The organism is Shewanella sp. MMG014 (assembly GCF_018100775.1).
Classification (GTDB): Bacteria; Pseudomonadota; Gammaproteobacteria; order Enterobacterales; family Shewanellaceae; genus Shewanella; species Shewanella japonica.
Genome location: NZ_JAGJDZ010000012.1, coordinates 70,671 through 97,396, shown reverse-complemented (window position 1 = coordinate 97,396; position 26,726 = coordinate 70,671). Strand labels below are relative to the sequence as shown.

Below are 26,726 nucleotides of genomic sequence, written 5' to 3'. Positions count from 1 at the left end.
TTTAAGCCTGAGGCTTTTTGAATTCAGCGAGTCATTACTCACTAAGGGGCGAACATGAAACCAAGTACCTTTATGGCATGGATAACACGTATGCCATTATTAGAACGCTGGGCATTGATGCATTGCTTTCAAAAAGAAAATGTATCTGAACATTGTCACCAAGTCGCTGTCATTGCACACCTTTTGGTCGTGATTAAAAACAAACGCTTTGGTGGTCAACTCAATCCAGAAAAAGCCGCTACCATAGCCTTGTATCACGAAGTATCAGAAACAAAATTACAAGATATCAATTCAAACACTAAATACCACAGCCCTGAATTTACTAAAGCATTTAAAAAACTTGAAGATTTAGCTGAAAAGGAATGCTTAGCATCCCTTCCTGACGATCTTAGAGATGAAATGGAACCTTTACTGGTGCAATCAGAGGTCGATCCTGAGTATAAGGCCATAGTCAAAGCCGCTGATATATTACAAGCATACGTTAAAACTATGAACGAATTGAGATTTAACAATGATGAATTTCACCATGTTAAAGATAACTTAGATCGTAAATTAAGTGAGATCCAACAGGCTTTACCTGAAGTAAAATGCTTTATAGATATATTTTTAGATAGCTGCACTTCAACACTCGATAAACTAACCCAAGATGATCCCCATCTATAGTTAGTTCAACAATTAAAATCTTTTGTTTAATGAACGACCCAATTGCAAGCAAGTAAAGGAAGCGCCATGTCAGATACCATTTCTTTTAATACCGCATCAAATGAAACTCCTTGGCATGCAAGACGATTAGGTGAAGATAAAGCCCGACGCAATGATCATCGCAGCCCTTTTCAACGAGATAGAGCTCGTATATTACATTCCGCAGCATTTAGAAGACTACAAGCTAAAACCCAGGTTCATGGTATTGGTATGAATGACTTTTTTCGTACTCGGTTAACCCATTCATTAGAAGTATCGCAAATAGGCACTGGTATTGCGGCTCAATTAAAACGTAAATACCCACACATAAGCCATTTATTAGATTCAATGAGTTTAATAGAATCATTATGTTTAGCACATGATATTGGCCACCCGCCTTTTGGTCATGGTGGTGAAGTCGCATTAAATTATATGATGCGAAATCACGGAGGATTTGAAGGAAACGGGCAAACATTTCGGATTTTAGCTCGTCTTGAGCCTTACACTGAGTATTGGGGAATGAACCTAACCCGCAGAACGTTACTCGGTATTTTAAAATACCCAGCCCTTTATCATCAGCTTCATATTGATCTAGGACAGCAAGAAATTAAAAACCATCGTCAACTTAAACCATCCGAGTGGCCGCCAGTAAAAGGCTTATTCGATGATGATAAAGATATCTATGATTGGGTATTATCAGCCCTGTCGACCAAAGACAGAAACCGGTTTGTCAGTTACAAAAACACTGGCGTATCTGTTTACCCTCATCTTAAAACGCAATATAAATCTTTTGACTGTTCCATTATGGAATTAGCTGATGATATTGCTTATGCAGTCCATGATTTAGAAGATGCTATCGTGATGGGTGTTGTGTCACCAAAACAATGGCAACAAGATGTTGCTTCTCATTTATCACTGAGTGAGGATGAATGGCTTAGCAATGAGTTTACTCATATCGCAGAGAAGTTGTTTTCACATCAACATCACCTCCGTAAAGATGCCATTGGTACCCTAGTTAATGGGTTTGTCACTGCGATTGTCATTGATGAAGACCCCCTGTTTGATGAACCCTTGCTGCGTTTTAATGCCAAACTAGAGCCAGCATTTGCTGATGCCTTAACGACACTGAAAAATTTCGTATTCAAGTTCGTTATTCGAAAACCCGAAATTCAAATGCTCGAATACAAAGGACAACAAATCATTATGGAGTTATTCGAAGCATTTGAATCCGACCCACAACGTTTATTACCGTTAAATACTCAAGAGCGTTGGCAACATGCCAAGGATAATAATTTGAACGAAATGCGTGTGATTGCCGATTATATTTCGGGAATGACAGATGAATTTGCTGGACGATTACATCAGCAACTGTTCGGTCCAAAGTCAGCGGGTATTTTTGAAATCAGTTTAGAGCGCTAACCCGACATATACGGCAGTCGACCTATTAAGTAGCACTGCCGTATGCCCCTTATTAAACTATAATCCCTTTAAGCTAACTTTTAGCGTTATCGCTCGTTATCTATATAATCCTAACTGTGAATCCATAAGTAAATTAGCCTAGTGGCAATCTGCTAATGAACTGAGATTATTCATCAATTGACCTGCTAAGTTAACACTAAAGTGCACTATTCAATGACTGTCATTTTTAGTTCAATAAATCAGCATATGATTAGCAACTGCTACCTTTATTCCTCTCTCGTTAAAATGTAATAAAATTACACTTAACTTGAATCTGTGGGCTTGATCACGACATAAATGCCTCTAAAGGGGTAATTTTATAACAGAGACACAAATTAAGAATTTGAAAGAGTCGTTAACTAAACTGATTTAGTTAACTATTTTTAAGGGAGTGATTATGACTGTCACCAATTCTGAACAACTTAACCAATTAGTCGATCGTGTTGCCAAGGCGCAAAAAGAATTTGCTAATTTCAGCCAAGAACAAGTCGATAATATATTTAGAGCTGCTGCACTCGCTGCAACTGATGCTCGTATTTCACTGGCCAAAATGGCAGCAAGTGAAACCGGTATGGGGTTACTTGAAGATAAAGTCATCAAAAATCACTTTGCATCAGAGTACATCTATAACAAGTACAAAGATGACAAAACCTGCGGCATTATCGATGAAGATGTCACATTCGGTACAATAACAATTGCAGAACCTGTCGGTATTATCTGTGGCATAGTCCCGACCACTAACCCAACCTCAACAGCAATTTTTAAAGCGCTAATTAGCCTTAAAACGCGAAATGGGATTATTTTTTCACCCCATCCTCGAGCAAAAGAGTCAACCACAACAGCTGCAAGAATTGTACTTGAAGCCGCCATTGAAGCTGGCGCTCCTAAAGATATCATTGGTTGGATTGACGAACCTTCAGTTGCGCTTTCAAATCAGTTAATGACTCATGAGAGAATTAATCTCATTTTAGCAACTGGTGGTCCTGGTATGGTAAAAGCGGCTTATTCTTCTGGTAAGCCAGCAATTGGTGTCGGTGCGGGTAACACCCCTATCGTGATTGACGAAACAGCTGACATCAAACGTGCCGTGAGTTCGATTCTCATGTCTAAAACGTTCGATTACGGTGTTGTGTGTGCTTCTGAACAAGCCGTTGTGGTTGTTGATAGTATTTACGATCAAGTCAAAGAGCGTTTTGCTAGCCATGGTGGCTACATGCTATCTAAAAAAGAAACAAAGGCTATGCAAGGTGTCATTCTTAAAAATGGCGGCTTAAACGCAGATATCGTTGGTCAAAGCGCCGCGACGATTGCTGCTATGGCAGATATTACTGTCCCAAGCTGGACCAAGGTATTGATTGGCGAAGTCTCTGACATTTCTGATGCAGAAGCATTCGCCCATGAAAAACTATCGCCATTACTAGGTATGTACCGAGCAGCCGACTTTAACGACGCAATGGATAAAGCTGAAGCATTAGTCACCCTAGGCGGTATAGGCCATACATCAGGTCTATATACCGATCAAGATAGTCAAAGCGATCGAGTTAAAGCGTTTGGTTTTAGAATGAAAACCGCCCGTATCTTAATTAATACTCCAGCCTCTCAAGGTGGAATTGGTGATTTATATAACTTTAAACTCGCACCATCATTAACCTTAGGTTGTGGTTCATGGGGCGGCAACTCTATCTCAGAAAATGTGGGTCCTAGTCATTTAATTAATAAGAAAACCGTCGCGAAAAGGGCTGAAAATATGTTGTGGCATAAACTTCCATCTTCAATTTATTTCCGCCGTGGCAGTTTACCTATCGCACTTGAAGAACTTGAAACTAAAAAACGAGCCTTGATCGTTACCGACAAGTTCCTGTTCAATAACGGTTATTGCGACGAAACCATCAAGATTTTAAAAGCTCAAGGACTTGAAACTGAAGTATTTTATGAAGTAGAAGCGGATCCGACCTTAGCGATTGTTAAACAAGGTGCAAAGGTCGCTCAAAGCTTTCAACCTGATGTCATAATTGCACTAGGTGGCGGTTCACCAATGGATGCGGCTAAAATCATTTGGGTTTTATATGAGCATCCTGACGTTGATTTTACAGATTTAGCACTACGCTTTATGGATATCCGTAAGCGTATCTATAAATTCCCTAAACTGGGCGTAAAAGCTCAAATGGTGGCCATCCCAACCACGTCAGGAACAGGCTCTGAAGTGACCCCGTTTGCAGTTGTAACTGATGAAGTATCTGGGATGAAATACCCTATTGCGGATTACCAGTTAACACCCAATATCGCCATTGTCGATCCTAACTTAGTAATGGATATGCCAAAATCATTAACCGCTTTTGGTGGAATTGATGCGGTTACTCACGCATTAGAAGCCTATGTTAGTGTGATGGCAAATGAGTTTAGCGATGGTCAAGCACTACAAGCACTAGATTTACTGGTTGAGTATCTACCTGCAGCTTACGAGCAAGGATCGAATGCACCTGTTGCCAGAGAGAAAGTTCACAATGGCGCCACGATTGCTGGTATTGCATTTGCTAACGCTTTCTTAGGAATTTGCCACTCTCTTGCTCATAAACTTGGCGCTGAATTCCACTTAGCCCACGGTCTCGCAAATGCATTATTAATCAGTAATGTCATTCGCTTTAACGCGACTGACATGCCAACTAAACAAGCCTCTTTCAGCCAATATGATCGTCCAAAAGCCCTGTGTCGTTATGCAACGATTGCAGATCACCTAAAACTTGACGGTGTTGAAAAAGCTAAAACTGATAATGACAAAGTTGAACTACTAATAGCAAAAATTGATGAACTAAAATCGGTTGTCGGTATACCCGCTTCAATTCAAGAAGCAGGTGTTAATGAAGCAGACTTTTTAGCAAAGCTCGATGAACTAGCAGAACATGCGTTTGATGATCAATGTACTGGTGCTAACCCACGTTATCCCTTGATCAAAGAGTTAAAGCAAATATTGCTCGATAGCTTTTATGGTAAGGCGTATCAAGATAGCTAAACATTTCCCCTTTAGTTTTTATTACGCATAAAGAAAAACGCTAACAATGTTGAATTTTGTTAGCGTTTTTTTATATAGCATTTCGATGATTAGATAATTAGCAAAGCAAGCTATTTGCTGAAATCGTTCACATCTGATTTACTAGTCTACAAATTAAACATAAGACGGTAACTCACAAGCGATGCAACGTAGATTGGTTTTGAAATCATTAATTGCAGGTGGTGCAGTGTTCAGTGCAGCGGGTATAACTTGGTTTTCTATTTCGCCAGAAAACCAACCTCTGACAATCAAGCAGACGATTAACACCTTAAATACGCTCCATATGATTTTAGTCACCCAGAGTGAATCCAATTCCGAGTACATATCATCAGCAGGACAATGGAAATTGGGGCAAATATTTGAGCACTGCGCCCAGAGTGTTGAATATTCGATGACAGGTTACCCTGAACATAAATCAGCACTATTTAAAAGCACCTTAGGCCATATCGCTTTTTCGGCATTCTCAGCTAAAGGAAAAATGACTCATAGTCTTCATGAAACAATACCAGGAGCACCTCAGCTTTCATTAAATCAAGACGTTAGCTATTATTTATCGGCTTTATCGAGACTAAGAAAATCACTAACCGATTTTGAATCTTACGCCGGAACGTTAAAGCCCCACTTTGCTTATGGCGCATTAACAAAAGCAGAATATGAACTCGCCCATGTCATGCACATTAATAACCACCTAAGTGAAATTATCACTCGAACATAAGACGAACTTTGGTACTGTCTACAAGTTTAACTTCATTTTTACTAAGGTTTTTGTAAAGCCTACTTTCTCATAGGCTCGAATTGCTGCATCGTTAGCATCATAAACATCTAGATAAAAATCCAAAACACCTTGTTCCTTGCTCCAGTGAACAAGTTTGTCTATCAGACATTTATTAATACCTTGGCCTCTGTATTCAGACTCAACAAACATAAAGCCTAAATAACAGTGTTTAGCATGATTCAAAGATATTTTAGACTGTCTGATTTGTGCATAACCTGTTGCGATAATGTCATTTTGATTTTCGCCAACTAAAACACAACTAAGTGGGTCTATCAGTAATGATTCTAAATCATAATAAATAGCGTTTTCGGATTTAATACTCGCGTTATAAGGCCTTTCCGCTTGAACCACCTTCTGTTCTAACTCTCGCAAAATGGCTATATCTGCCAGTGACGCTGTTCTAAAAGTAATATTATCCAATCTTTTTTCTCATCATTTAACCAGAGTCTATTAATTCATTGTGATAAACCATTAAGCTCACCGCGTAGCTCTATTGATAGTCTACGCAATAAAAAAAATGGGAAACCGATATTGGTTAACTAAGTTTTTTTATCCGATGCTGAATTAGCGAAATCATTTTTTGTGGGCTATCAACACCAATATAAATCTGTTTTGCATCATCAATTTCAGACTTCAAAACGATGTGGATATTGGGTGTACCACTAAAATTATATCGCTTAACGCCTTTTTGCCTTCTTATCACACTGTGATTAAATTCTATTGTTTTAATATTATCCAACGCAATGGTAAACACGTTAAACACTCCGTAACGTAAATATATCTGGCGATCATCAATCGAGATAGGTCGTCTAGACATGGCTAGATACTCGGCGACAAAGAAAACTAAACTGAGTGCAGTTAACAATGTCACTATATTAGCTGCTAAGGGTGACCAAATAAAATGTAATACTAGGTGCATGAGTGGGATTTCGAATGCAATCATCAATATAAATCCTAGGGAATTAGATTGATTTGCATCTTTTAAATGATAACTGAATTGTTCATCTCCTTCATAAGCACTTGAATGAATCAATCGACTGCAAAAAATAAAGCTCCACACTCTCGTTTCAAAAATAATTAACTTACTGATAGCACTATCACCAATAAAACGTTTTATTGGCTTTTCGGTAGCAAAGTCGGGATCAAGCCCCTTGGTTAACGCCTGTTTAATTGCAAATATTACGCAAGCAATAACGCTCAATTCAACGACAATAAAGCCAAATAAAATAAGGTAACGTAGGTCGGTCAGGTAAGGCCAGACAACTTGATACTGATTGGGAATAATGTAGCTACCTGCAGCCACCAACAATGCAAAATAACCAATTGATTTCATTAAAGCTATCTTTTTAGGTTTAATACAAATAAAACACAGCAAAGGTAAGGTAACGCCAATATCAATCAACAATAACCAATCACTTTTTGACTGGCCGAAATCATTTAGCCAGGTGTCATAATTAAAAAAATGCCACCAGCTTGCAGCCATCAATATCAGAAATACCAGTGGTAGTTTTTCAATAACGTGTACGCGCTGTATATTCATGAATGTCCATTTCAATCAGTAAAACTGTCAGTAAATCAATTTATTTACCCTAATCGCTTAAGATACATAAAACAATCTGTAGCTTGTTTCACACCATCAATTAAATAGTCTTTTTCGTATTGTTCAATAACCTCAAAGCCATTCTCACGAAATAAGTTTGCGACATATTTTGACGGGTAAAAATACATATGTACTTTATTTCCTTGGGTTGAGGTTTGAGTTTGTGAATAGAACTTATTTGAGGTCATAAAACTGACAAACAAGATGCTGTTATTGGCCATAAACTGAGGCAAGTCAGCAATAAATTGCTTCAGTTCGTGTTGATTTAAATATGGAAAACAAAAAGCACAAATAGCAAAGTGATACTTATTAGATAATAACGCAGTAGAGGCATTACGTACCTTACGCATATCCAACACTTCATAATGAAAAAGTGGATTGTTAGCTGTTGCTAAAGCAACCATTTGTTCAGCAAGATCGAAACCATAGACACAAATATCTATGCTTATTTGTCGAGTCGCTTGCCAAGTTTTACACTGCTGGTATAAATACAAACTCACATTACCTGGGCCGCAACCTATATCCAATTTGAATATGGGTTTTGTATAAGTGACTGAGTCAACATCCAAAACTTGATCAACATCGGGAGATAAAGCCATTTCGAGAATATAGTCGCACAACTTATCAATACTATGGCTATATAAACTGCAATCCATGTATTTATCTTGATATTGTTGTGCCATCTTATTAAATGTTGCCACACTTTGCGCTGATTTATCCATATGACCTTTATAAGGAATAAAAGAGTAAAACGATGGCTAAGATGCTAACAATTAAGCTCTCCCCTAACTCCTAACGCCTAACGCCTAACCAAGTGATATCAACCATTTCAATTTTGAAGATTATTTTAATGAATGTGCATTTTAAACATTAGTCTATTTTAACCAATAAAAAACCACCCGAAGGTGGTTTAATTTAACGAATGCTCACTTAAAGAGAGTAATTAAAGCGCACTAATCGCATCTTTACATAACTGGGTAATTCGGTCCCAATCGCCTTGCTCCATAGCATCAGTTGGTGCTATCCAGCTACCACCAATACAATCAACATTGGGTAAAGCCAAATAGTTTTTGTAACTAGTTGGAGTAATACCGCCTGTTGGGCAAAAACGAATATTTGCCAAAGGACCTGAAAATGCTTTTAACGCACCTACACCACCAGAGGCTTCTGCAGGGAAGAATTTGAAATGAGTGTAACCTAATTCCATTCCGACCATGACTTCAGAAATACTCGCAACACCAGGAATTAAAGGTACAGTGCCTTTCATAGCCGCCTTCAATAACCCTTCTGTTGCACCAGGGGTGATGATGAATTGCGAACCTGCATCTATTGCTTGCTGAAGATGTTGTTCGTTTAAAATTGTACCTGCACCCACAATGGCTTCTGGCACTTCTTTAGCAATTAATTTAATTGCTTCTAAAGCGCACTCTGTGCGTAAAGTTATCTCTAAAACACTGATACCGCCCGCAACTAATGCTTTCGCTAACGGTACTGCATGCTCAATTTTATTGATAACCATTACAGGAACAATCGGACTGCGTTTAAAAATATCTTGTGGCTGTATCGTCCAGTTATTCTCAAGCATTCGTTATTCTTCCTTACAATTAGTATTTTTCATCAATGGCACTGGTACAGCGAGCGCCGGTTTCAGGACCACTTAAATTACTTCGTAAAGCACCAAATAATTCACGTCCCATGCCAAAACTTGAATGATGTAAATCGACTTTAGCAGCTGTCCTCGCGGCTAATGTTCCATCGTCAACTAAAAGTGTTAGTTCACCAGTATCAGAATTAACACGAATTACATCGCCGTTTTCAATTTTTGCAATCATGCCACCGTCTAACGCTTCTGGTGTTAGATGAATAGCGGCAGGCACCTTACCTGACGCGCCTGACATACGGCCATCAGTCACAAGTGCAACTTTAAAGCCTTTATCTTGTAGCGTACCTAAGTATGGGGTTAACTTATGAAGTTCTGGCATGCCGTTGGCTTTAGGTCCTTGACCTTTAACCACGACAACACAGTCCTTATCTAACTCACCCGCTTTAAAGATAGCGTCTAACTTATTTTGATCGTCAATAACAACTGCTGGCGCTTCAACAACACGATTAGCAACAGGCACTGCCGATACTTTAATTACTGCTCGTCCGATATTACCTTTGAGCAATGTTAAGCCACCATTTGATTGGAATGGTGTATCAATATGGGTTAACACTTCTTTGTCTAAACTTTCTGTTGGGCCTTCAACCCAAATCAATTCGCCGTCGACCAATCGAGGCTCTTGGGTATATTTACGTAAACCAAAACCTGCAACTGTATTAACGTCTTCGTGTAACAGACTGGCATCCAATAGTTCTTTAACCAATAACGCCATACCGCCTGCTGCATGAAAATGGTTAATATCAGCGTGGCCATTAGGGTAGACACGAGCAAGTAAAGGCACGTTTGCAGAAAGTTCTGAAAAATCATCCCAATTGACAATGATCCCTGCAGCACGAGCAGCAGCGACAATATGCATGGTTAAGTTGGTAGAGCCACCTGTTGCCAATAGTGCAACGATGCCGTTAACAACTGATTTTTCATTAACGATTTCACCAATTGGGCTGTATTGCGTTCCCATTGAAGTTAAACGACATACCTGTTTAGCTGCCATTGACGTTAATGCATCACGCAACGGATCATCTGGGTTAACAAATGACGAACCAGGTAATTGAAGCCCCATAACTTCGAGCATTAATTGATTTGAATTTGCAGTACCATAGAAAGTACATGTACCAGCACTGTGGTAAGAGCTAGATTCAGCTTCTAACAATGCTTCTCTATCAACTTTGCCTTGAGCGAAAAGTTGGCGTACTCGCGCTTTTTCTTTATTAGGAATACCAGATTTCATTGGGCCAGCTGGCACAAATAACATCGGTAAGTGACCAAAACTTAACGCACCGATCAATAGACCCGGCACGATTTTGTCACAGATACCTAATAATAAAGCGCCATCAAACATATTGTGAGATAACCCTACAGCAGTCGACATCGCAATGACTTCACGGCTAAGTAGACTGAGTTCCATACCAGGTTGACCTTGAGTCACACCGTCACACATCGCAGGTACACCTGCGGCAACTTGAGCAACACTGCCTACTTCCTGACAGGCTTTCTTTAAGAAGTTCGGATAATCTTCATATGGCTGATGCGCCGACAGCATGTCATTAAATGCTGTAACAATACCAATGTTAGCTTTAGTAAATTGACGTAATGATTCTTTATCTGCAGGCTGACAAGCAGCAAACCCATGGGCTAAGTTACCGCAGCTTAAAGCACTGCGGTGTACGCCTTTTGCATTAGCATCGTTAAGGGCTTCAAGGTATTTTTTACGTGTATCTTTGCTTCGTTCGATTATTCTATCGGTAACAGCTTGAACTACTGAGTGCATAATTGACTCCTTAAGCGCTATAGAACACATCAACGGGCGTTTTACGCTGCGCTAATACGGCTCTAATAGGCATTTCGTTCACATCGTCATTTTGTAATGCTTGGCGATATACGGATAATTTAGATTCACCAACAAGATGAAGATAAATCTGACGACTGTTTAAGATTGCCCCTTTTGATAATGTGATGCGGGGATGCGGTGCGGTTGTCGGATTGACAGCTGCGCATAACAAATCAGTCGTAAAAGCGTTTTCTAGTTCGGTACTGCATGGGAACCATGAACATGTATGCCCATCTGTTCCCATACCTAATACCACCACATCGAAAGGCTTTGGAAAGTTAGCTAATGATTCAATGGTCATTTCGCAGCCCTTTTCTGGACTATCGAACATGTTTTTCAAACCACGAAACTTAGCACTAGCAGCACGGTTCTGTAGAAGATGCTCACGGACTAGGCGCTCATTAGAATCAGCTTCTTCAGCATCAACCCAACGTTCGTCAGCTAATGTAATGTAAACATCACTCCAATCGATTGCTTTATTACTAAGTAATTTAAACAGTTTTAACGGTGTGGAACCGCCTGATACTACAAGACTGGCTTTACCACGACTATCAACAGCATCTTGTAGTTGATTAGAAATTTTCTCTGCTAATTTAGCTTCTAAATCAGCAGGAGTATCAAATGATTTAAATACAGATTCTTTAATCATGACTCATTCCTTATTCGTCCCAAGAGCGGCCGTCTTTAGTGATCAGTGCAACTGAAGCAACTGGGCCCCAAGTCCCAGCTGGATAAGGCTTAGGTTTTTCACCGCCTTTTTCCCAAGAGTTCATGATGCCATCAACCCATGTCCACGCTTCTTCAACTTCATCACGACGAACAAATAAGGCTTGATTACCTATCATGGCTTCAAGTAACAAACGCTCATAAGCATCAGCAATACGTTCATTTTTGAAAGTATCGGTAAAACTTAAATCAAGTTTAGTAGTTTGAATGCGCTGCTTCTCTTCAAGACCAGGCACTTTATTCATCATTTGGATCTCTACACCCTCATGAGGCTGCAGACGAATGGTTAATTTATTTGGTGGCAGGTTGCGCATACTGTCACGGTATAGATTCAATGGTGGGTTTTTAAAATAAACCACAATTTCAGAACTCTTGAACGGCATACGTTTACCGCTGCGCAAGTAAAATGGCACCCCAGCCCAACGCCAGTTATCTATATCAACACGCAGTGCGACAAACGTTTCAGTATTAGACTTAACATTAGCGCCCTCTTCTTCAAGGTAACCAGGAACAGGGCTGCCTTTTAAGAAACCTGCAGTATATTGACCACGTACGGTATTTTCAAAAACATTGTATGGCGTAATTGGACGAAGAGATTTAAGTACTTTTACTTTTTCATCACGGATGCTGTCAGCATCAAGATTGACAGGTGGATCCATTGCAACCAGTGTCAGCACTTGTAATAAATGGTTTTGAATCATGTCACGCATTTGACCAGCAGTATCAAAGTAGCCCCAACGCCCTTCGATGCCCACTTCTTCAGCAACTGTAATTTGTACATGATCAATTGTTCGATTATCCCACTTTGACGCAAATAGCGAGTTAGCAAATCGAAGTGCAATTAGGTTTTGAACGGTTTCTTTACCAAGATAATGGTCAATACGATAAACTTGGTTTTCGTTGAAGTATTCAGAAACTTTGTCGTTAATGACTTTTGATGATGCTAAACACGTACCGATTGGTTTTTCTAAAACGATACGAGTGTCAGGATGGATGAGGTTTTGTTCATTTAAACAGCGACAGATATCGCCAAAAATAGAAGGAGGCGTTGCGAAGTAACTAACCATGACACGTTTTGTTGGTTCTAATAGGTCATGGAATGCTTTGTAACCTTCAGCTTCTGTAAAATTAGTCCCTATATAATGACAACGCCCAATAAAGCGTTCTAAGGTCTCTTCACATAATTCATCTTTTACAAAGGTATTTAATGCTTTTTGTACTAACGCGATAAATTCTTCTTGAGTGAAGGCATCTTTTGCAACGCCAATCACTTTAGTGTCTGTATCTAACAGGTTAGCTTTATCTAGTTGATAAAGCGAAGGCAACAATTTACGTCTCGCGAGATCGCCCTTTGTACCAAAAAGCACAAAATCGCAAGCTTTAGCCCCTGAAGTTGAGTTACTCATTGCTCTACATACTCCTTTATTTTGTGTGATTCACCTTACGAAATTTAAGTATCCGACGATTTAAACCACACTTTTGTTGTAATATAACAACAGAATTCGTTTTATGCATCTATAATTTGAAAATAATCCTTTGTTTTGTATCTAGCATTATTAACATAAAACCTGATAGTATTTTGGTGATTAAATTACTTTACTATCTTAGTCTAGTTACAAAACAACGATGAAAAGTGACTACATTTTGTTTTTAGAGGGATAAAAATTACTTCATTTCCTCTCAAATTGTAATTTATGATATAAAATTACATCATCCATTTTAGCGGACAATTGCTTATGAATACCCTTGAAAAGGTGCAAAAGAGCCTGACACAGTTTAGTAAGTCAGAGCGTAAAGTGGCAGAAGTTATTTTAGCTTCTCCTCAAACAGCTATCCACTCAAGTATCGCTACCCTTGCCAAAATGGCTGACGTCAGTGAGCCGACCGTAAACCGCTTTTGCCGACGACTGGATACTAAAGGGTTCCCTGATTTTAAATTACATCTTGCTCAAAGTCTTGCTAATGGTACGCCATACGTAAGTCGACATGTAGAAGAAGATGACTCACCTGAGTCGTACACAACAAAAATCTTTGAGTCTTCAATGGCATCCCTTGATACCGCACGTCAAAGCCTTGATGTGGTTGCTGTCAACAAAGCCGTCGATATTCTCACTCAAGCAAAAACAATCTCGTTCTTTGGTCTTGGTGCCTCATCATCTGTTGCACATGACGCTCAAAATAAATTCTTTCGTTTTAACGTCCCAGTAATTTGTTTTGATGATGTTCTCATGCAACGTATGAGCTGCATTGGTTGTAATGAAGGTGATGTTGTTGTGTTGATATCCCATACAGGCCGTACTAAATCATTGATTGAAATTGCACGTATCGCACGTGAAAATGGTGCTGCAGTGATTGGGATTACAGCACGTAATTCTCCACTGTCCCATGAATGTACTTTGCCTGTAACCATGGAAGTACCAGAAGATACCGATATGTACCTACCCATGGCATCTCGTCTAGCTCAGTTGGTCACTATCGATGTTCTCGCAACTGGATTTACCCTAAGACGTGGACCTCGATTCCGTGACAATTTGAAGCGAGTTAAGGAAGTATTGAAAGAATCACGAGTTAATAAAGATCTTACTATCTAAATATTTCTGTTGAATGACACTTCCAAAAGGCCGAACAGTCTTGACTGTTTGGCCTTTATTTTCTGTAAATATCGAATCTGTCACAAAAATAAAACATTAAAAATGACCTTTTTGTTCGTAACTTTCCTACAAAATACTAAAATCTCTGTTAATATAGTTTCATATTTGTACCGAATTCTTTTTCTTAATATTAACGGAGTATCTTATGTTCCGCAGAACTAAAATCGTTACAACACTTGGTCCAGCAACAGATCGTGATGACAACCTACGTAAAATCATCGCAGCCGGCGCAAATGTTGTACGTCTTAACTTCTCACATGGCTCACCAGAAGATCATTTAAAACGTGCTACAGACGCTCGTAACATCGCTAAAGAGTTAGGTGTTCATGTTGCAGTTCTTGGTGACTTACAAGGCCCGAAAATCCGCGTTTCTACATTTAAAGATAACAAAAAAATTCAATTGAATTTAGGTGATACCTTTATCTTAGATGCTGATTTAGCAAAAGGCGAAGGTGACGAAAAGCAGGTCGGCATTGATTACAAAGAATTACCAAAAGATGTCACAATTGGTGATATTTTGATGCTGGATGACGGTCGCGTTCAACTTAAAGTTGAATCAGTTGAAGGTAACAAGGTATTTACCTCTGTCACTGTGGCCGGTCCCCTTTCAAATAATAAAGGCATCAACAAACAAGGTGGCGGTTTAACAGCCCCTGCACTAACTGATAAAGATAAAGCTGATATTTTAACTGCTGCTCAAATTCAAGTTGATTACTTAGCTGTATCTTTCCCACGTACAGGTGCTGATTTAGATTATGCTCGTAAATTAGCAGAAGAAGCTGGCAGTTTTGCATTGATCGTTTCAAAAGTTGAACGTGCTGAAGCAGTTGGCACTGACGAAGCAATGGATGACGTTATCAAAGCATCAGATGCTGTAATGGTTGCACGTGGTGACTTAGGTGTTGAAATCGGTGATGCTGCCCTTGTTGCTGTTCAAAAGAAACTAATTAAACGTTCTCGTCAGTTGAACAAAGTGGTTATTACTGCAACTCAAATGATGGAATCTATGATTTCAAGTCCAATGCCAACACGTGCAGAAGTCATGGACGTTGCTAATGCTGTTTTAGATGGTACTGATGCAGTTATGTTATCAGCAGAAACTGCAGCAGGTGATTTCCCAGAAGAAACAGTACTCGCAATGGGTAATGTTTGCGCAGGCGCAGAAAAACACCCTTCAGTGATGTCTTCTAAGCATAGATTAGACCAGAAGTTCAATTCTATCGAAGAGACGATTGCACTTTCGACTATGTATGCAGCGAACCACCTTGAAGGTGTTAAAGCGATTATTAGTTTAACGGAATCTGGTGAGACAACTAAGTTGATGTCGCGCATTAGTTCTTCTTTACCTATCTTTGCTCTGTCTCGTCACGAAAAGACATTAGCTAAATTAGCTTTGTTCCGTGGTGTATTGCCCGTTAAATTTGATTCAACAGCTGTACCTGCTGATGCATTAGCATCTGAAGCGTTAAAAGCAGTTGCTAAAGCGGGTTACTTAAAATCAGGTGATATGGTATTGATGACTAAAGGCGATGCAATGGAAACTGTCGGTGGCACCAATACATGTAAAGTGCTGGTTGTTGCATAATTCTGGCATCGCAAATATGAGTTAAGTTGGTCTGTTATAAAATTAACTCAGCAAATATAAAGTATAAAAAAACCACCTCAATGAGGTGGTTTTCTATTTGTGCTTAAATCGTTTTTTAGCAGGCTAGTTTCATTAGCAAGCTATAGACTTTCAAAGTCATCAACATTGATAGCAGCTAAGCGTTTGGTATCTGCATCAACAAGTTGAGCATGCTCTTCATCATTGATAACCCCTTTCTCTAATGCTTGAACAAATAACGTTAATGCAGGCAGTTTAGGCGTTAACTCTCCGGCCTTTTGCGCTTTCTTTAATCGTTTAAATAACTGCTTGCAAGCGTATTTAGCTAAAAATGCTTGTTCGACTTCTGCTATGCCGCTCTTATCACCTTCAAATTCTGCACATAAGAAAGTAATTCGATCACGAGCAGGAGAAGGTTGTAAAAAGTTATCAGCTAACACTGTCGCTTGCTTATCCGTTGGCGCATTAAAATGATTGCCTAATGGGAATATCACTAGCTTTAATAAAATGCCCACAAACTTACTTGGGAAGTTACGGATAGCTTGTTGCAATGCTTCAGCAGCTAAATGGAGGCGCTGTGTCATCACATAATGAACAATCGGCAAATCATCTTGTTGACGACCATTATCTTCAAACTGCTTTAACGTCGCTGACGCTAAATACAACTGACTTAATACATCGCCCATTCGTGCAGAAATCATTTCTTTACGTTTCAGATCGCCACCCATGATCAACATAGATAAATCAGTCATGATAGCTAAACCAGAAGATAAACGGCTCATATCACGGTAATACTGCTGCGTTGTACCACTCACTGGCGCTGAATTCGTTTTACTTGCAGTTAGTGCGTTAAAAAACGCCATAAAGCCATTACGAGCAGCATAGCCCATATGTCCCATGAGTAAAGCGTCAAATCGGTTGATAGCCGCTTTTTGATCTTCCATTGCTGCTGTTTCCATTTCAGCGAGCACATATGGATGACAACGCGTTGCACCTTGACCAAATATCATTAACGAACGCGTTAAAATATTTGCCCCTTCAACCGTAATTGAAATGGGACTTGCCATGTATGCATGACCAAGATAGTTTTTAGTACCCAGCTGGATCCCTTTACCTGATTGAATGTCCATTGCATCTTCAACTACATCACGACCTAACTCAGTCATATGGTATTTAGCAATTGCAGTAACAACTGAAGGTTTAACTTTTAAATCAATTCCTGTCGTAGTCAAACAACGTGCAGCTTCCAATTGATATGTATTGGCAATAATACGTGCTAAAGCTTCTTGTACACCTTCAAACTTACCAATAGGCATGCCAAATTGTTGCCTTACAAAGCTATAAGCTGTTGTCGTCTTAGTGGCCATATGACCAGAAGCGGTCGCCAGCGCAGGCAAAGAAATACCACGCCCAGCAGATAAACACTCAACAAGCATTCGCCAGCCTTTACCTGCAAATTGTGGCCCACCAATAATCCAATCAAGCGGAATAAAGACATCTTCGCCACTCGTCGTTCCGTTCATAAATGCCATCATTAACGGGTTATGACGACGACCAATTTCTACACCTTCGTGATCAGTCGGAATTAACGCACAAGTTATACCTAAGTTAACTGTATCACCAAGTAACCCATCAGGATCGCGCATTTGGAATGCTAAACCAAGCACTGTCGCTACAGGTGCTAGTGTGATGTATCGTTTATTCCAAGTTAGGCTTAAGCCAAGTGTTTCTTCACCATTAAACTCACGACGACAAACAATTCCAGTATCAGGAATAGCACCAGCATCCGAGCCAGCCTCAGGACCCGTTAATGCAAAACAGGGTAACTCTTCACCTTTAGCAAGCGCTGGTAACCAACGTTCTTTTTGCTCTTGAGTACCATAATGCGTTAGTAATTCACCTGGGCCTAATGAGTTTGGCACCATAACGGTTACGGCAGCACTAATACTGCGCGTGGCAATTTTACTGACAATGGTCGAATTGGCGTATGCAGAAAACTCTCGACCACCAAACTTTTTAGGAATGATAAGCGCAAAGAAGCCTTCTTTCTTAAAGTAATCCCATAATTCAGGAGGTAAATCTTTACGGTTATTAACAATGTCATGATCATCAATCATGGTGAGCGCTGTCATCACTTGATTGTCGATAAAGTCTTGTTCATCTGCCGTTAATTGAGGTTTGCCATAATTGTGAAGCATATTCCAATCAGGTTTACCGCGGAATAACTCTCCTTCCCACCAAACATCTCCAGCTTCCATGGCTTCTTTCTCTGTACTGGACAAAGGGGGTAGCACTTTTTTAAAGAAGCTAAATACAGGTCGCGTGATAAAACGCATACGTAAATTTCGAACACCTAATAGCACTAGCAGTGCTATTAATACGAGTATGAGGACAGTCATGTTAATCCCTTATTCCTTTCCTAAAATCGGTACAGATACACCAGCTGCCATATATGGAATAACCTTACGAATAATCGCTTCAGTATCATTATGTTCACCGTAGTCAGCCTCTGCGATTTCATTTAATGCATCAGCTGATGCCATAGTGAAAACGATGGTGCCCAAGGTAAAGTGTAGTCGCCAAAACATCTCAGCAGGCGGAATATGTGGCGCACTAGCAGAAACGGCTTTAACAAACACTTGTAAGTATTCACCGTAATGCGTAGTGATAAACCATCTTAAATGGCCTTGGCTTTCTATATATCCACGACCCAGTAATTGAAGAAAGATGGTTGTACCACCTTGCCTAACTTGATTTAATTCTAACAGCGGCTTTATTAACGATGAAAAAATTTCATTTAAATTCGCCAGCTCTGGATTCTTAAAAAGTCTTTTAATTTCAGATGCTGCACTGGGCATAAACACATCTAAATACCGTGCTAAAACAGCGCGAATTAACTCTTTCTTTGAACCAAAATGATAGTTCACAGAGGCCAAATTTACTTCAGCTTTGCTGGTAATTAGCCTCAAAGATGTTTCAGAAAAACCTCTTTCTGCAAAAAGTTTTTCAGCAGCATCGAGAATTCTTGTTTTTGTATCAGTTCTGCTTGCCATTCCGTGACCCAATTCAATTTAAAACACCCGTTTAAATTAAACACTGAGCGCACACTTGTCAATGTTAAATCAGATTATATGTTCAAGCTTACGCCGTCTTTAGTACTCTTCTGGCACTGTTTATTAACTAAAATGCAATATATACCCTAATTATGTAAACTGTCGACGACAATAAAAATAAGGAAACCTGTAAGATGAACCAGCCTTTTAAACAGCCGTCTAAAATTGCGCTTGTTATTTCAATAGCGGTAGGACTTACGGCTTGTCAGCAAGTCGAAGAAGAAATCATCATTTCAACAACGGAAGTTAGCCAATCAACCAATACTTCATCAACTTTAATTGATAGTCATGCTTCTGCATTACTTAACGGGTTAAATGATTTTTCTATAGGGGAAAATTCTCAGCAGAATCTTTAGGATTAAATTCATTTGAAATAGTTTAGAGGTGTCTTTTAGCTGAGAGATTCTGGTTCAAAAAGAAGGTAATACCTCCTTAATCATTACGGCTCAAAATTTAACGACAATTTAACGCTTACGATTTTAAGTATCATGTTAGGACAGGTGTAATATACCCACCCCCCTTCGTCCTATCAAGTCAAAAGGCAAATACACTTTTCCTCTCAATATGCTGCAGTCTAAAAAGTTATAAGAAATCTCTATCGATAACAATTGGATCTATTTAAACAGTGTATTTTACTTCACTAACTTATACGTACCTAGTACCATAAAGTTATCAAATAGAGAAAACGTTATTTAACAATGTGGAGTGACACTAATCAAATTAATCAACAAGACTAGTTCAGCACTGACCAACTTTATAAACGCTAAGGTGGAGGCTGTAACCAACACCAAAGCTAACCAATATTAATCGAAACTAACTAATAAGGGCTAACGATATGTTTCCCCGTTAAAACAGGATTGAGCAATGAACAATCAAGCCATATACAACGAGCTATTAAACATTTTCCCTATCGCTGAACGTGGTGCAAAGGATGGCAAGTGGGAAGATTTAGAGTACAACACACTTGCACTTAAAGGTGGTGGACTTTACTTAATGCTTACCGATGAAGGTGTGGTATTGAGTATCACAGCAAGTCAAAAGGGAGCAGATAAGATTACATCAATGGCTAACTTGTTTGGCTTAAAGCAATGGGAAAGTGGTGAGCAATACAGCTATGGTTCATGTCGCTACATTGGTGCTTACATTCCATCTGTGAAGATAGGCAAGCAACTAGCAGACATTATGTTACCGCTATTCCAAAAAAAGGGTTAAGCAATGAAAACAGCAATACTAGTAATAACAGTAGTGACCATTTTAACATTAATCCAATGATGATTAACGTTCACCACGCTGATTGTCAGGTGTGCTTTGGAACCATCATCACAATGTGTAGTGAAGACCTGCCAAGATTCATGAAGTAAGCCCAATCAAACATTAGCCCCTAACAGGTCGCTACAAGCGGCCTTATTTATTCCTAAGAGTGAGATTTAACAATGAACAAAGTAATTGAATTTAAAAACGCATTAACCATCATTGACTACGTTTGCTGGGCAATCATTATCGCTGTCGCATTCGTTGCAATCGTAATGATGGGACAAGGTAATCCAATAAGCGGTTTACCAATGCTTATAAGTGCTGCTGTGTTATGGCTGCTTAAAGTATTAGGTTTAGGTATGGGATATGCGCTTTGTGCTATCGCTGAGAATACCGCCAACGGTGGTGCAATCAATCCAAGTGATACACCAACAGTTAAACCAGCCAAGGTTAAGCCAACTGAAAAGGGTATTGTTTCGCTAGACCTATCACAGCAATGCTCGCACAAAGGTTGTGCTGATCGCTCTACCACTAAGTATGACGGTGCTGTGCTGTGTAAGGAACATGCGCCAAAGAAAGAAGTAATAACTACAGGCACTGACTTACAAGAATGTGTTGTGTGTGGTGTTCGTCAAACCAAGCGTTTGGTTGATGGCTTCCCTATCTGCAAGACCTGTAAGTAATTACCAAATCAAGTAAGGTCGCCATTGGGCGGCCTTACTTCTAAACCTAATCGATATTATGACCAATGAAAAAACTATTATTAGCTCTACCCTTTGCACTATTCTAAACGCTTGTGGCGAACCTGAATACATCATTCACAACTAACCTGAACATAAGGTGGTATTACACAAGATTGATAACGGTTTATGTAAGGCTGCTTGTAAAGATGCGAAAAGAGCACAAATCAAAGTTAGTGCCATTTGAGCAAAGAACACGCAATGCCCGTAGTAAGTTAAGCCTTGCTAATATGAACCTCCAAGGTATGGAATCAAGAAACCGTGTTAGCGCTAGAGCCATCGCATCGGCACAGGCTGACCTTGATAATGTTTATATCTCAGAAAAAACATGATTGCGCTGTATCAACGTGACATTAAGAATGGCAAGGGTTGGGGCATCTTGGGTGACCAATATCCACATGACCAAATCAAAGAGCATAAGCAGAAACAAAAAGAATACGGGGATAAGAACAAGGCACGTATGGAAAAGGCTTTAGCAGCCGCTAAGCGCAATAACAAACCACATCCTACTGCTAACCTTACCAAGGAAATTGAAGCGGCTGAACTTGCATTAAGTGTCGCGGTTAAGGCATTAGAGAGTGAAGAAAAGAGACTCGCCGCTATCGATTCAACTGAAAGCGGTGACGTAGCAAATGAATACACAGAGCTATCAGGTAAATTCAACTCAACCTTTGCTGAATACATGTCGTGCTATGAAACCAGCCTAACAGATAGAAACATCATCATAGTGGATTAACCACACCAACTAGTAGCCCTGATTTAGTCAGGGCTTTATTAACCTAATCGAGATTTAACAATGAAAACTTTATAATTAGCGGCAACCTTATTACTCACCAGTGGATGTGTAACTCAAGCACCATTTACAGGTGAAGCACTAACCGATACCAACAACAATCAATACACAGTTTAACCAACTAACACTGGTGTAACTGTTATGGCTCAATACCCAAGCAATCCAGTATCCAAAATCACATGGTGAGACTGTTACACACATTGGCTACAACAAGATTGTTAATAATGGATCTGCTTACATAAACCACGGTAGAGACATCATCACAGCCATTATGAATGTGAACTGTAAACACACTTACCAGTACAACTAACCAACAGGATTGAACCATGAAATATCTATTAATAGCACTAACACTAATCAGCTTCGCAGCTTCAGCTAACTCATTTGTATGCAACACTGAACATACACAGTGGGTGGTTACTAATAAAACTATGATAGCCATAGATAAGGAGACAGGTGAGGTATTTATGAATGTTGAAGGTGAACAATTTAACGATGCATTCTATTACATGAATCCAAGTACTTCAGGCTTAGCAGATATCTACTACAGCATATCAATAGAGAAGGTGGATACAGTTGGTATCCATGGCTCTAAAGTTATAGGCACTAGAACAAAGTACTGTAAGGGACAATGAACCATGAGAGATCAAGCAATACAGTTATTCATAGCTGAGAGTAAGAATGATAGAACAGTGGGGATTATCCAATCACTGTTAGAAGGTGTAGCAGTTCCTGAGATTGCAAAGGAATATGATATTACCAAGAAAGCTATCTATAACATTAAGTAAATACAATTAGCCCACTCTAAGTAGTGGGCTTTATTTTGTTTGCACTTATAACCAGATAAAATAAGCTTATAACTTTATTATTGTGGGTAAGTACGTTTACTATCGTTTAATATCCACTTTCCCCATTGATGACCCATTGGCGACACTATTGCCCTCTCCATTACACCCAGTTATTTAAAACAAATTGGCTTACTAGAACAAGTACCTGACGAATCGAAAGATATCGGTTTATTGCTTAAACAAGCGTTGGATAAAATTGCCTTTATGCCATTTGGCCTAATGATAGATCAATGGCGTTGGAAAGTGTTCAACGGTGAAATTTCACCAGAGCAATACAACCAAGCATGGTGGGAGCTGCGTGAAAAGTACCAAGGTGTAGCTGCACCAATAGCACGAACTGAGGCTGACTTTGACCCTGGCGCCAAATATCATGTACCTGGTAATGTGCCATATACACGTTATTTTTTAGCTCACGTATTACAGTTCCAATTCCATCAATCATTATGTGAAATAGCGGGTAACGAAGGACCAGTTCACCGTTGTAGTATTTACGGTAATAAAGATGCGGGTCATAAGTTAAATGAAATGCTAGAAGCTGGATTAAGCCAGCCTTGGCCTGAAGCACTTAATATCGTGACTGGCACTAAAGCAATGGATGCAAACGCAGTTTTAGACTATTTTGCGCCATTACATGTATGGCTCGACAAACAAAACCAATCTAAAAACCGTCAATGTGGTTGGTAATGTATCGACTCAAAATACATTAAAATCAATAGCAATATAAAGATAAATATAAAGCACCTTAGGGTGCTTTATATTTTGGCTTCAATCATCGTAAATCTCAGTTAATATATACCCCTGCCAAGAATTAACACTAAAGCAACAGAGTAAAAACATCCCCAAAACACAAAGCACCACATGCTTTAACGACAATATTATGACACCTGTCAATTTGCACCGATGCGTGATCAGGATCACATAAAAACCCATTCTCACCCCTGTCGTTTATGATAATTTTACGCGGTACACAAAGTGAATGGAGTTACTTGTACACGTCATTATGACAAGTGTAATAAAAGCCAAAAGTCACATTAAGTATCAATACGACTTGCCGTTATATCTACGCTTATCAAGTATTAAAACCTTCTACATTTTGAGTATAACGATACAGATTCATTTCTGATTTTGTCGTTTGATATTGCTAATGAAAAAAAGAAACTACGTAAAATTAAGAAATGGCCGTGCTAAGCGGATCCGTAAAGGTTCAACCCTTAATTATAGTAATCATAAGAGTAGTATTCATTTATTGTTTATTACCATCGCTATTTTATATTTTGTGCTGAATTAGCGATACCTAAAATAACGTTAACATGATAACGAGATTAACAAATTCACTAAAGTACACTTACATTTCTAACTAGGTTCTTTAGCATCTCTAGAATGAAAAGCAGTCATTTTCTGCAAAGATCACAAATCTAACCCAAACAAGGTTATTAGCATGCTTGAAAGTGACAAAGTCTAGCGTCACTGCTTGTGTGAATTACACTTGTTGTTGTTTGTTAGCCTAGGTGTAGCATGAAGAAAAGTCATTACCAAAAATTAAGAAATGAACGTTCAAAACGATTAAATAATGAAGAGACGCCAAGAGAAACGAATCCTAAAATGATAGTGGCTGTTATTGTACTCCTTGCCATCCTAGCTTTCTTACTCGTTTAACTTGCAAGCATCTTTTTAAGAATTGTTTTATAACGATGTTTGATAAGGGCTTTATTAAAAGCCCTTATGAATATGTCATATACCAACCATATACAAGCGTTACCGAAAGCCACTGCCTTTTCTATTCGTTTCTCCTGATACAATGCGTTGCTCATCAGACTTAACCAACATCACAAACAATGCACCAGTTCCGCCTTGTTCACGGGTCGCACTGTGAAATGCTTGCACTTGATCAAACTGCATCAACCAATCGTTGACCGCAGATTTCATGAGCGCTGGATAGGGTTTATTATTCACTCCTTTGCCATGAATGATTAATAAATTTCGTTCGCCTCTTTCATGTGCTTGAATAATCGTTTCAACGAGCAACTCTCTGGCTTGACTCAATCGATAGGCATGCAAATCTAACACTGTTTGCTTTTTGTATTTGCCTAAACGCAAATGGCGGAACACTTCTTCTTGGACACCATTTCGTTTGTAACTCAAAATCTCATCAGGAGCTATTGGAGTTAATAACCTTGGTTCAATGGGTAATTTCGCCAAATACTCATTTTGCATTGCTGCTTTACGTCTTGCTCGATGTGCATCCGTATCTAGTTGTTGTGATGAGACAAATACCTTGTCATTAGTGGTTAATGGTTTAACGTCGCCCATTTCAGCTAAAAATAATGCTGTATCATCAACGCTCATAATCAACTCCTACACACTTTGTAAAGATTACTTACTGTTGCTAATTAATAGAATAATTTATAGTGTCATGCATTATTAAAATCTGCACCTGAAATTATTCATTAGCCAGAGTAAAGAGTAAAAAATCTTGATGACTTATATCAAATTGTTGTTTTGTTGTACTTTTATGCTTTTCAGTATCAATGCCTTAGCGGGAAAAATACCTGAAACAACTTTATCAGACAACGACATCATTAATAATAATTATAAAACCTTCCACGCAGGTTTCGAGAATCTAGATCTGGACTTTATTAATAAAATATACACGGATGATGCCACATATATATCTGAGGTGTTAGATCAAGAAATCGTCATTGGTAAACAAAACATCCTCGACCTCTATACGGTATTTTTCAAGAAAATAGCCAAAAAAGATGCTCATATTGAAGTTGATTTCAGGGTGATTAACCGTGAGTTAACTGAATCAAGTGCCACAGATGTAGGTTACTACCTAGTGAGGTTTCACCCTCGTAAAGAAACAGGCGATCCTACAAGTGTTTTCTCTGGTAAGTTTGTTTTAGTATCACGAAAGACAGCGAAAGATCAGTGGCAATTTATTGTTGATTCAAACACTAAAACAGATCCTAAGTACTATTTTACCGCCAAACCTGTTTCAAACTTATATTACGGCAGACAATTCAACCAAGTCCCCAAACCAGACATCATCGTTGAAACTGAATCAGAACCTAATACGCAGCAGCCTATTGATTCGACAGATGCCCATAATCATTAAAGCGACCTGTAATGAATACTCGTTTAATCAATACTCAAACAGCTAAGACCCAGATGACCAATACAATGTGCCCTTGCGGTCTAAATCAACACTATTCTGAGTGCTGTGAGCCTTATCACTTAAACGTAAATACAGCAGCTGACGTAAAGACATTAATGCGCTCACGTTACTGCGCTTTTGTATTACAAGAATTTCAATATTTACTCGATACCCATCACCCTGATTTTCTGAACGGGCTTAGCATTGCGTTACTGGCTGAAAATGCGTCATCAACAACTTGGCTGGGATTAACTGTCGATGAGGCCAATCAAACCGCTAACCATGGCACTGTCACCTTTAAAGCATGGTTTTTACATGATGGTGTTATTGATGCCATTTTTGAAGCATCACAATTTGAGTGTGTAGGTGGACAATGGTTTTATACTACTGGCGAGCAAAAACAAGCTAAATTACCAAAACGTAATGAAACGTGTATCTGTCACAGCGGCAAAAAGTTTAAGGCCTGTTGTTTAAAGAAAATAAGTTAGTTTGCAAACTGAATGAATTAGTTGAAAAGTGAATGAGTCAGATAACACCTAGGTTGTCGTTTCAAACACTCACCTATTTCCACACTGGGGTATGCATCATCACCGTAACCATTATCGCTTTATAAATATCGCTTTATAAATATCGCTTTATAAATATCGCTTTATAAATATCGCTTTATAAAAGCACTGTGATTATAGAGATTTAATTTAAGAGGTTTGATTTAACTGATTTAACTGATTTAACTAACTTAACCAGTTAGGTCAAAATAATCAGACTTAACTAATTTGGTTTAGCAAAA

25 protein-coding genes and 1 pseudogene are annotated in these 26,726 nt (G+C 39.0%); 16 read left to right on the top strand and 10 right to left on the bottom strand.

The genetic code is table 11. From position 1 onward, the window contains the following. The first annotated feature begins 54 nt into the window (after nt 1-54). From yfbR to J8L86_RS17625, 4 genes are all read left to right on the top strand, one after another. Nucleotides 55-663, top strand: a complete 609-nt coding sequence (gene yfbR / locus J8L86_RS17640) for a 5'-deoxynucleotidase (protein ID WP_055023994.1) — start codon at nt 55-57, stop codon at nt 661-663. Nucleotides 664-729: 66 nt separating this feature from the next. Further along, nucleotides 730-2,100, top strand: a complete 1,371-nt coding sequence (locus J8L86_RS17635) for an anti-phage deoxyguanosine triphosphatase (protein WP_211031174.1) — start codon at nt 730-732, stop codon at nt 2,098-2,100. Between the two features lie 436 nt (nt 2,101-2,536). Further along, on the top strand, nt 2,537-5,149 hold the full coding sequence (gene adhE, locus J8L86_RS17630; RefSeq protein ID WP_211031173.1) for a bifunctional acetaldehyde-CoA/alcohol dehydrogenase: 2,613 nt from the start codon (nt 2,537-2,539) through the stop codon (nt 5,147-5,149). 181 nt (nt 5,150-5,330) lie between these two features. Further along, complete coding sequence (locus J8L86_RS17625; RefSeq protein ID WP_211031172.1) at nt 5,331-5,903, top strand: DUF1569 domain-containing protein; 573 nt, start codon at nt 5,331-5,333, stop codon at nt 5,901-5,903. Between the two features lie 18 nt (nt 5,904-5,921). Here the strand turns inward: J8L86_RS17625 and J8L86_RS17620 are convergent, their stop codons facing one another. From J8L86_RS17620 to zwf, 7 genes are all read right to left on the bottom strand, one after another. Next, the gene (locus tag J8L86_RS17620) at nt 5,922-6,383 is read right to left on the bottom strand and encodes a GNAT family N-acetyltransferase (RefSeq protein ID WP_247663514.1); all 462 of its coding nucleotides are present in this window, start codon (nt 6,381-6,383) and stop codon (nt 5,922-5,924) included. Between the two features lie 115 nt (nt 6,384-6,498). Continuing rightward, the gene (locus tag J8L86_RS17615) at nt 6,499-7,503 is read right to left on the bottom strand and encodes a PH domain-containing protein (protein ID WP_211031171.1); all 1,005 of its coding nucleotides are present in this window, start codon (nt 7,501-7,503) and stop codon (nt 6,499-6,501) included. Between the two features lie 44 nt (nt 7,504-7,547). Next, nucleotides 7,548-8,285, bottom strand: a complete 738-nt coding sequence (locus tag J8L86_RS17610; protein ID WP_211031170.1) for a class I SAM-dependent methyltransferase — start codon at nt 8,283-8,285, stop codon at nt 7,548-7,550. 221 nt (nt 8,286-8,506) lie between these two features. Then, on the bottom strand, nt 8,507-9,148 hold the full coding sequence (locus J8L86_RS17605) for a bifunctional 4-hydroxy-2-oxoglutarate aldolase/2-dehydro-3-deoxy-phosphogluconate aldolase (RefSeq protein ID WP_055024001.1): 642 nt from the start codon (nt 9,146-9,148) through the stop codon (nt 8,507-8,509). Between the two features lie 19 nt (nt 9,149-9,167). Then, nucleotides 9,168-10,994, bottom strand: a complete 1,827-nt coding sequence (edd, locus tag J8L86_RS17600; protein ID WP_211031169.1) for a phosphogluconate dehydratase — start codon at nt 10,992-10,994, stop codon at nt 9,168-9,170. 10 nt (nt 10,995-11,004) lie between these two features. Then, nucleotides 11,005-11,703 (bottom strand): 6-phosphogluconolactonase, encoded by a 699-nt coding sequence (pgl, locus tag J8L86_RS17595; protein ID WP_055024003.1) that lies wholly within the window; start codon nt 11,701-11,703, stop codon nt 11,005-11,007. A 10-nt stretch (nt 11,704-11,713) separates the two neighbouring features. Continuing rightward, nucleotides 11,714-13,186 (bottom strand): glucose-6-phosphate dehydrogenase, encoded by a 1,473-nt coding sequence (zwf, locus tag J8L86_RS17590; RefSeq protein ID WP_055024004.1) that lies wholly within the window; start codon nt 13,184-13,186, stop codon nt 11,714-11,716. Nucleotides 13,187-13,516: 330 nt separating this feature from the next. Between zwf and J8L86_RS17585 the strand changes: the two genes are divergently transcribed. Both J8L86_RS17585 and pyk read left to right on the top strand, forming a co-directional pair. Further along, a complete protein-coding gene (locus J8L86_RS17585) occupies nt 13,517-14,371 on the top strand; it encodes a MurR/RpiR family transcriptional regulator (RefSeq protein WP_055024005.1) in 855 nt (284 codons plus the stop codon). Between the two features lie 205 nt (nt 14,372-14,576). Beyond that, entirely contained in the window at nt 14,577-16,016 is a 1,440-nt protein-coding gene (pyk, locus tag J8L86_RS17580) for a pyruvate kinase (RefSeq protein WP_055024006.1), read from the top strand. A 140-nt stretch (nt 16,017-16,156) separates the two neighbouring features. Here the strand turns inward: pyk and J8L86_RS17575 are convergent, their stop codons facing one another. Then, nucleotides 16,157-18,433, bottom strand: a complete 2,277-nt coding sequence (locus tag J8L86_RS17575; protein ID WP_211031168.1) for an acyl-CoA dehydrogenase — start codon at nt 18,431-18,433, stop codon at nt 16,157-16,159. Nucleotides 18,434-18,442: 9 nt separating this feature from the next. Continuing rightward, nucleotides 18,443-19,087, bottom strand: a complete 645-nt coding sequence (locus tag J8L86_RS17570; protein WP_055024008.1) for a TetR/AcrR family transcriptional regulator — start codon at nt 19,085-19,087, stop codon at nt 18,443-18,445. Nucleotides 19,088-19,281: 194 nt separating this feature from the next. Between J8L86_RS17570 and J8L86_RS17565 the strand changes: the two genes are divergently transcribed. The 8 genes and pseudogenes from J8L86_RS17565 to J8L86_RS17530 all read left to right on the top strand — a co-directional run. Then, on the top strand, nt 19,282-19,503 hold the full coding sequence (locus tag J8L86_RS17565) for a hypothetical protein (RefSeq protein WP_211031167.1): 222 nt from the start codon (nt 19,282-19,284) through the stop codon (nt 19,501-19,503). A gap of 508 nt (nt 19,504-20,011) precedes the next feature. Continuing rightward, nucleotides 20,012-20,359, top strand: coding sequence for a hypothetical protein (locus tag J8L86_RS17560; protein ID WP_211031166.1), 348 nt, complete (start codon nt 20,012-20,014; stop codon nt 20,357-20,359). A gap of 221 nt (nt 20,360-20,580) precedes the next feature. Then, the gene (locus tag J8L86_RS17555; protein ID WP_211031165.1) at nt 20,581-21,084 is read left to right on the top strand and encodes a hypothetical protein; all 504 of its coding nucleotides are present in this window, start codon (nt 20,581-20,583) and stop codon (nt 21,082-21,084) included. Nucleotides 21,085-21,290: 206 nt separating this feature from the next. Next, nucleotides 21,291-21,473: a hypothetical protein gene (locus J8L86_RS17550; RefSeq protein WP_211031164.1), complete on the top strand. Its 183-nt coding sequence runs from the start codon at nt 21,291-21,293 to the stop codon at nt 21,471-21,473. Then, nucleotides 21,470-21,877, top strand: a complete 408-nt coding sequence (locus J8L86_RS17545; protein WP_211031163.1) for a hypothetical protein — start codon at nt 21,470-21,472, stop codon at nt 21,875-21,877. Before J8L86_RS17550 ends, J8L86_RS17545 begins: the two co-directional genes overlap by 4 nt. A 383-nt stretch (nt 21,878-22,260) precedes the next feature. After that, a complete protein-coding gene (locus J8L86_RS17540) occupies nt 22,261-22,569 on the top strand; it encodes a hypothetical protein (RefSeq protein WP_211031162.1) in 309 nt (102 codons plus the stop codon). A gap of 3 nt (nt 22,570-22,572) precedes the next feature. After that, nucleotides 22,573-22,722, top strand: a complete 150-nt coding sequence (locus J8L86_RS17535; RefSeq protein ID WP_211031161.1) for a hypothetical protein — start codon at nt 22,573-22,575, stop codon at nt 22,720-22,722. A 135-nt stretch (nt 22,723-22,857) separates the two neighbouring features. After that, nucleotides 22,858-23,466 (top strand): annotated as a pseudogene (locus J8L86_RS17530) (M2 family metallopeptidase); the annotation flags it as partial. Nucleotides 23,467-24,537: 1,071 nt separating this feature from the next. Here J8L86_RS17530 and smrA read toward each other — a convergent pair. Next, complete coding sequence (gene smrA, locus J8L86_RS17525) at nt 24,538-25,128, bottom strand: DNA endonuclease SmrA (RefSeq protein ID WP_211031160.1); 591 nt, start codon at nt 25,126-25,128, stop codon at nt 24,538-24,540. 130 nt (nt 25,129-25,258) lie between these two features. Between smrA and J8L86_RS17520 the strand changes: the two genes are divergently transcribed. Next, a complete protein-coding gene (locus J8L86_RS17520) occupies nt 25,259-25,900 on the top strand; it encodes a DUF4440 domain-containing protein (protein WP_211031159.1) in 642 nt (213 codons plus the stop codon). 53 nt (nt 25,901-25,953) lie between these two features. Further along, nucleotides 25,954-26,427, top strand: a complete 474-nt coding sequence (locus tag J8L86_RS17515) for a YchJ family protein (RefSeq protein ID WP_211031211.1) — start codon at nt 25,954-25,956, stop codon at nt 26,425-26,427. Nucleotides 26,428-26,726: the final 299 nt, after the last annotated feature.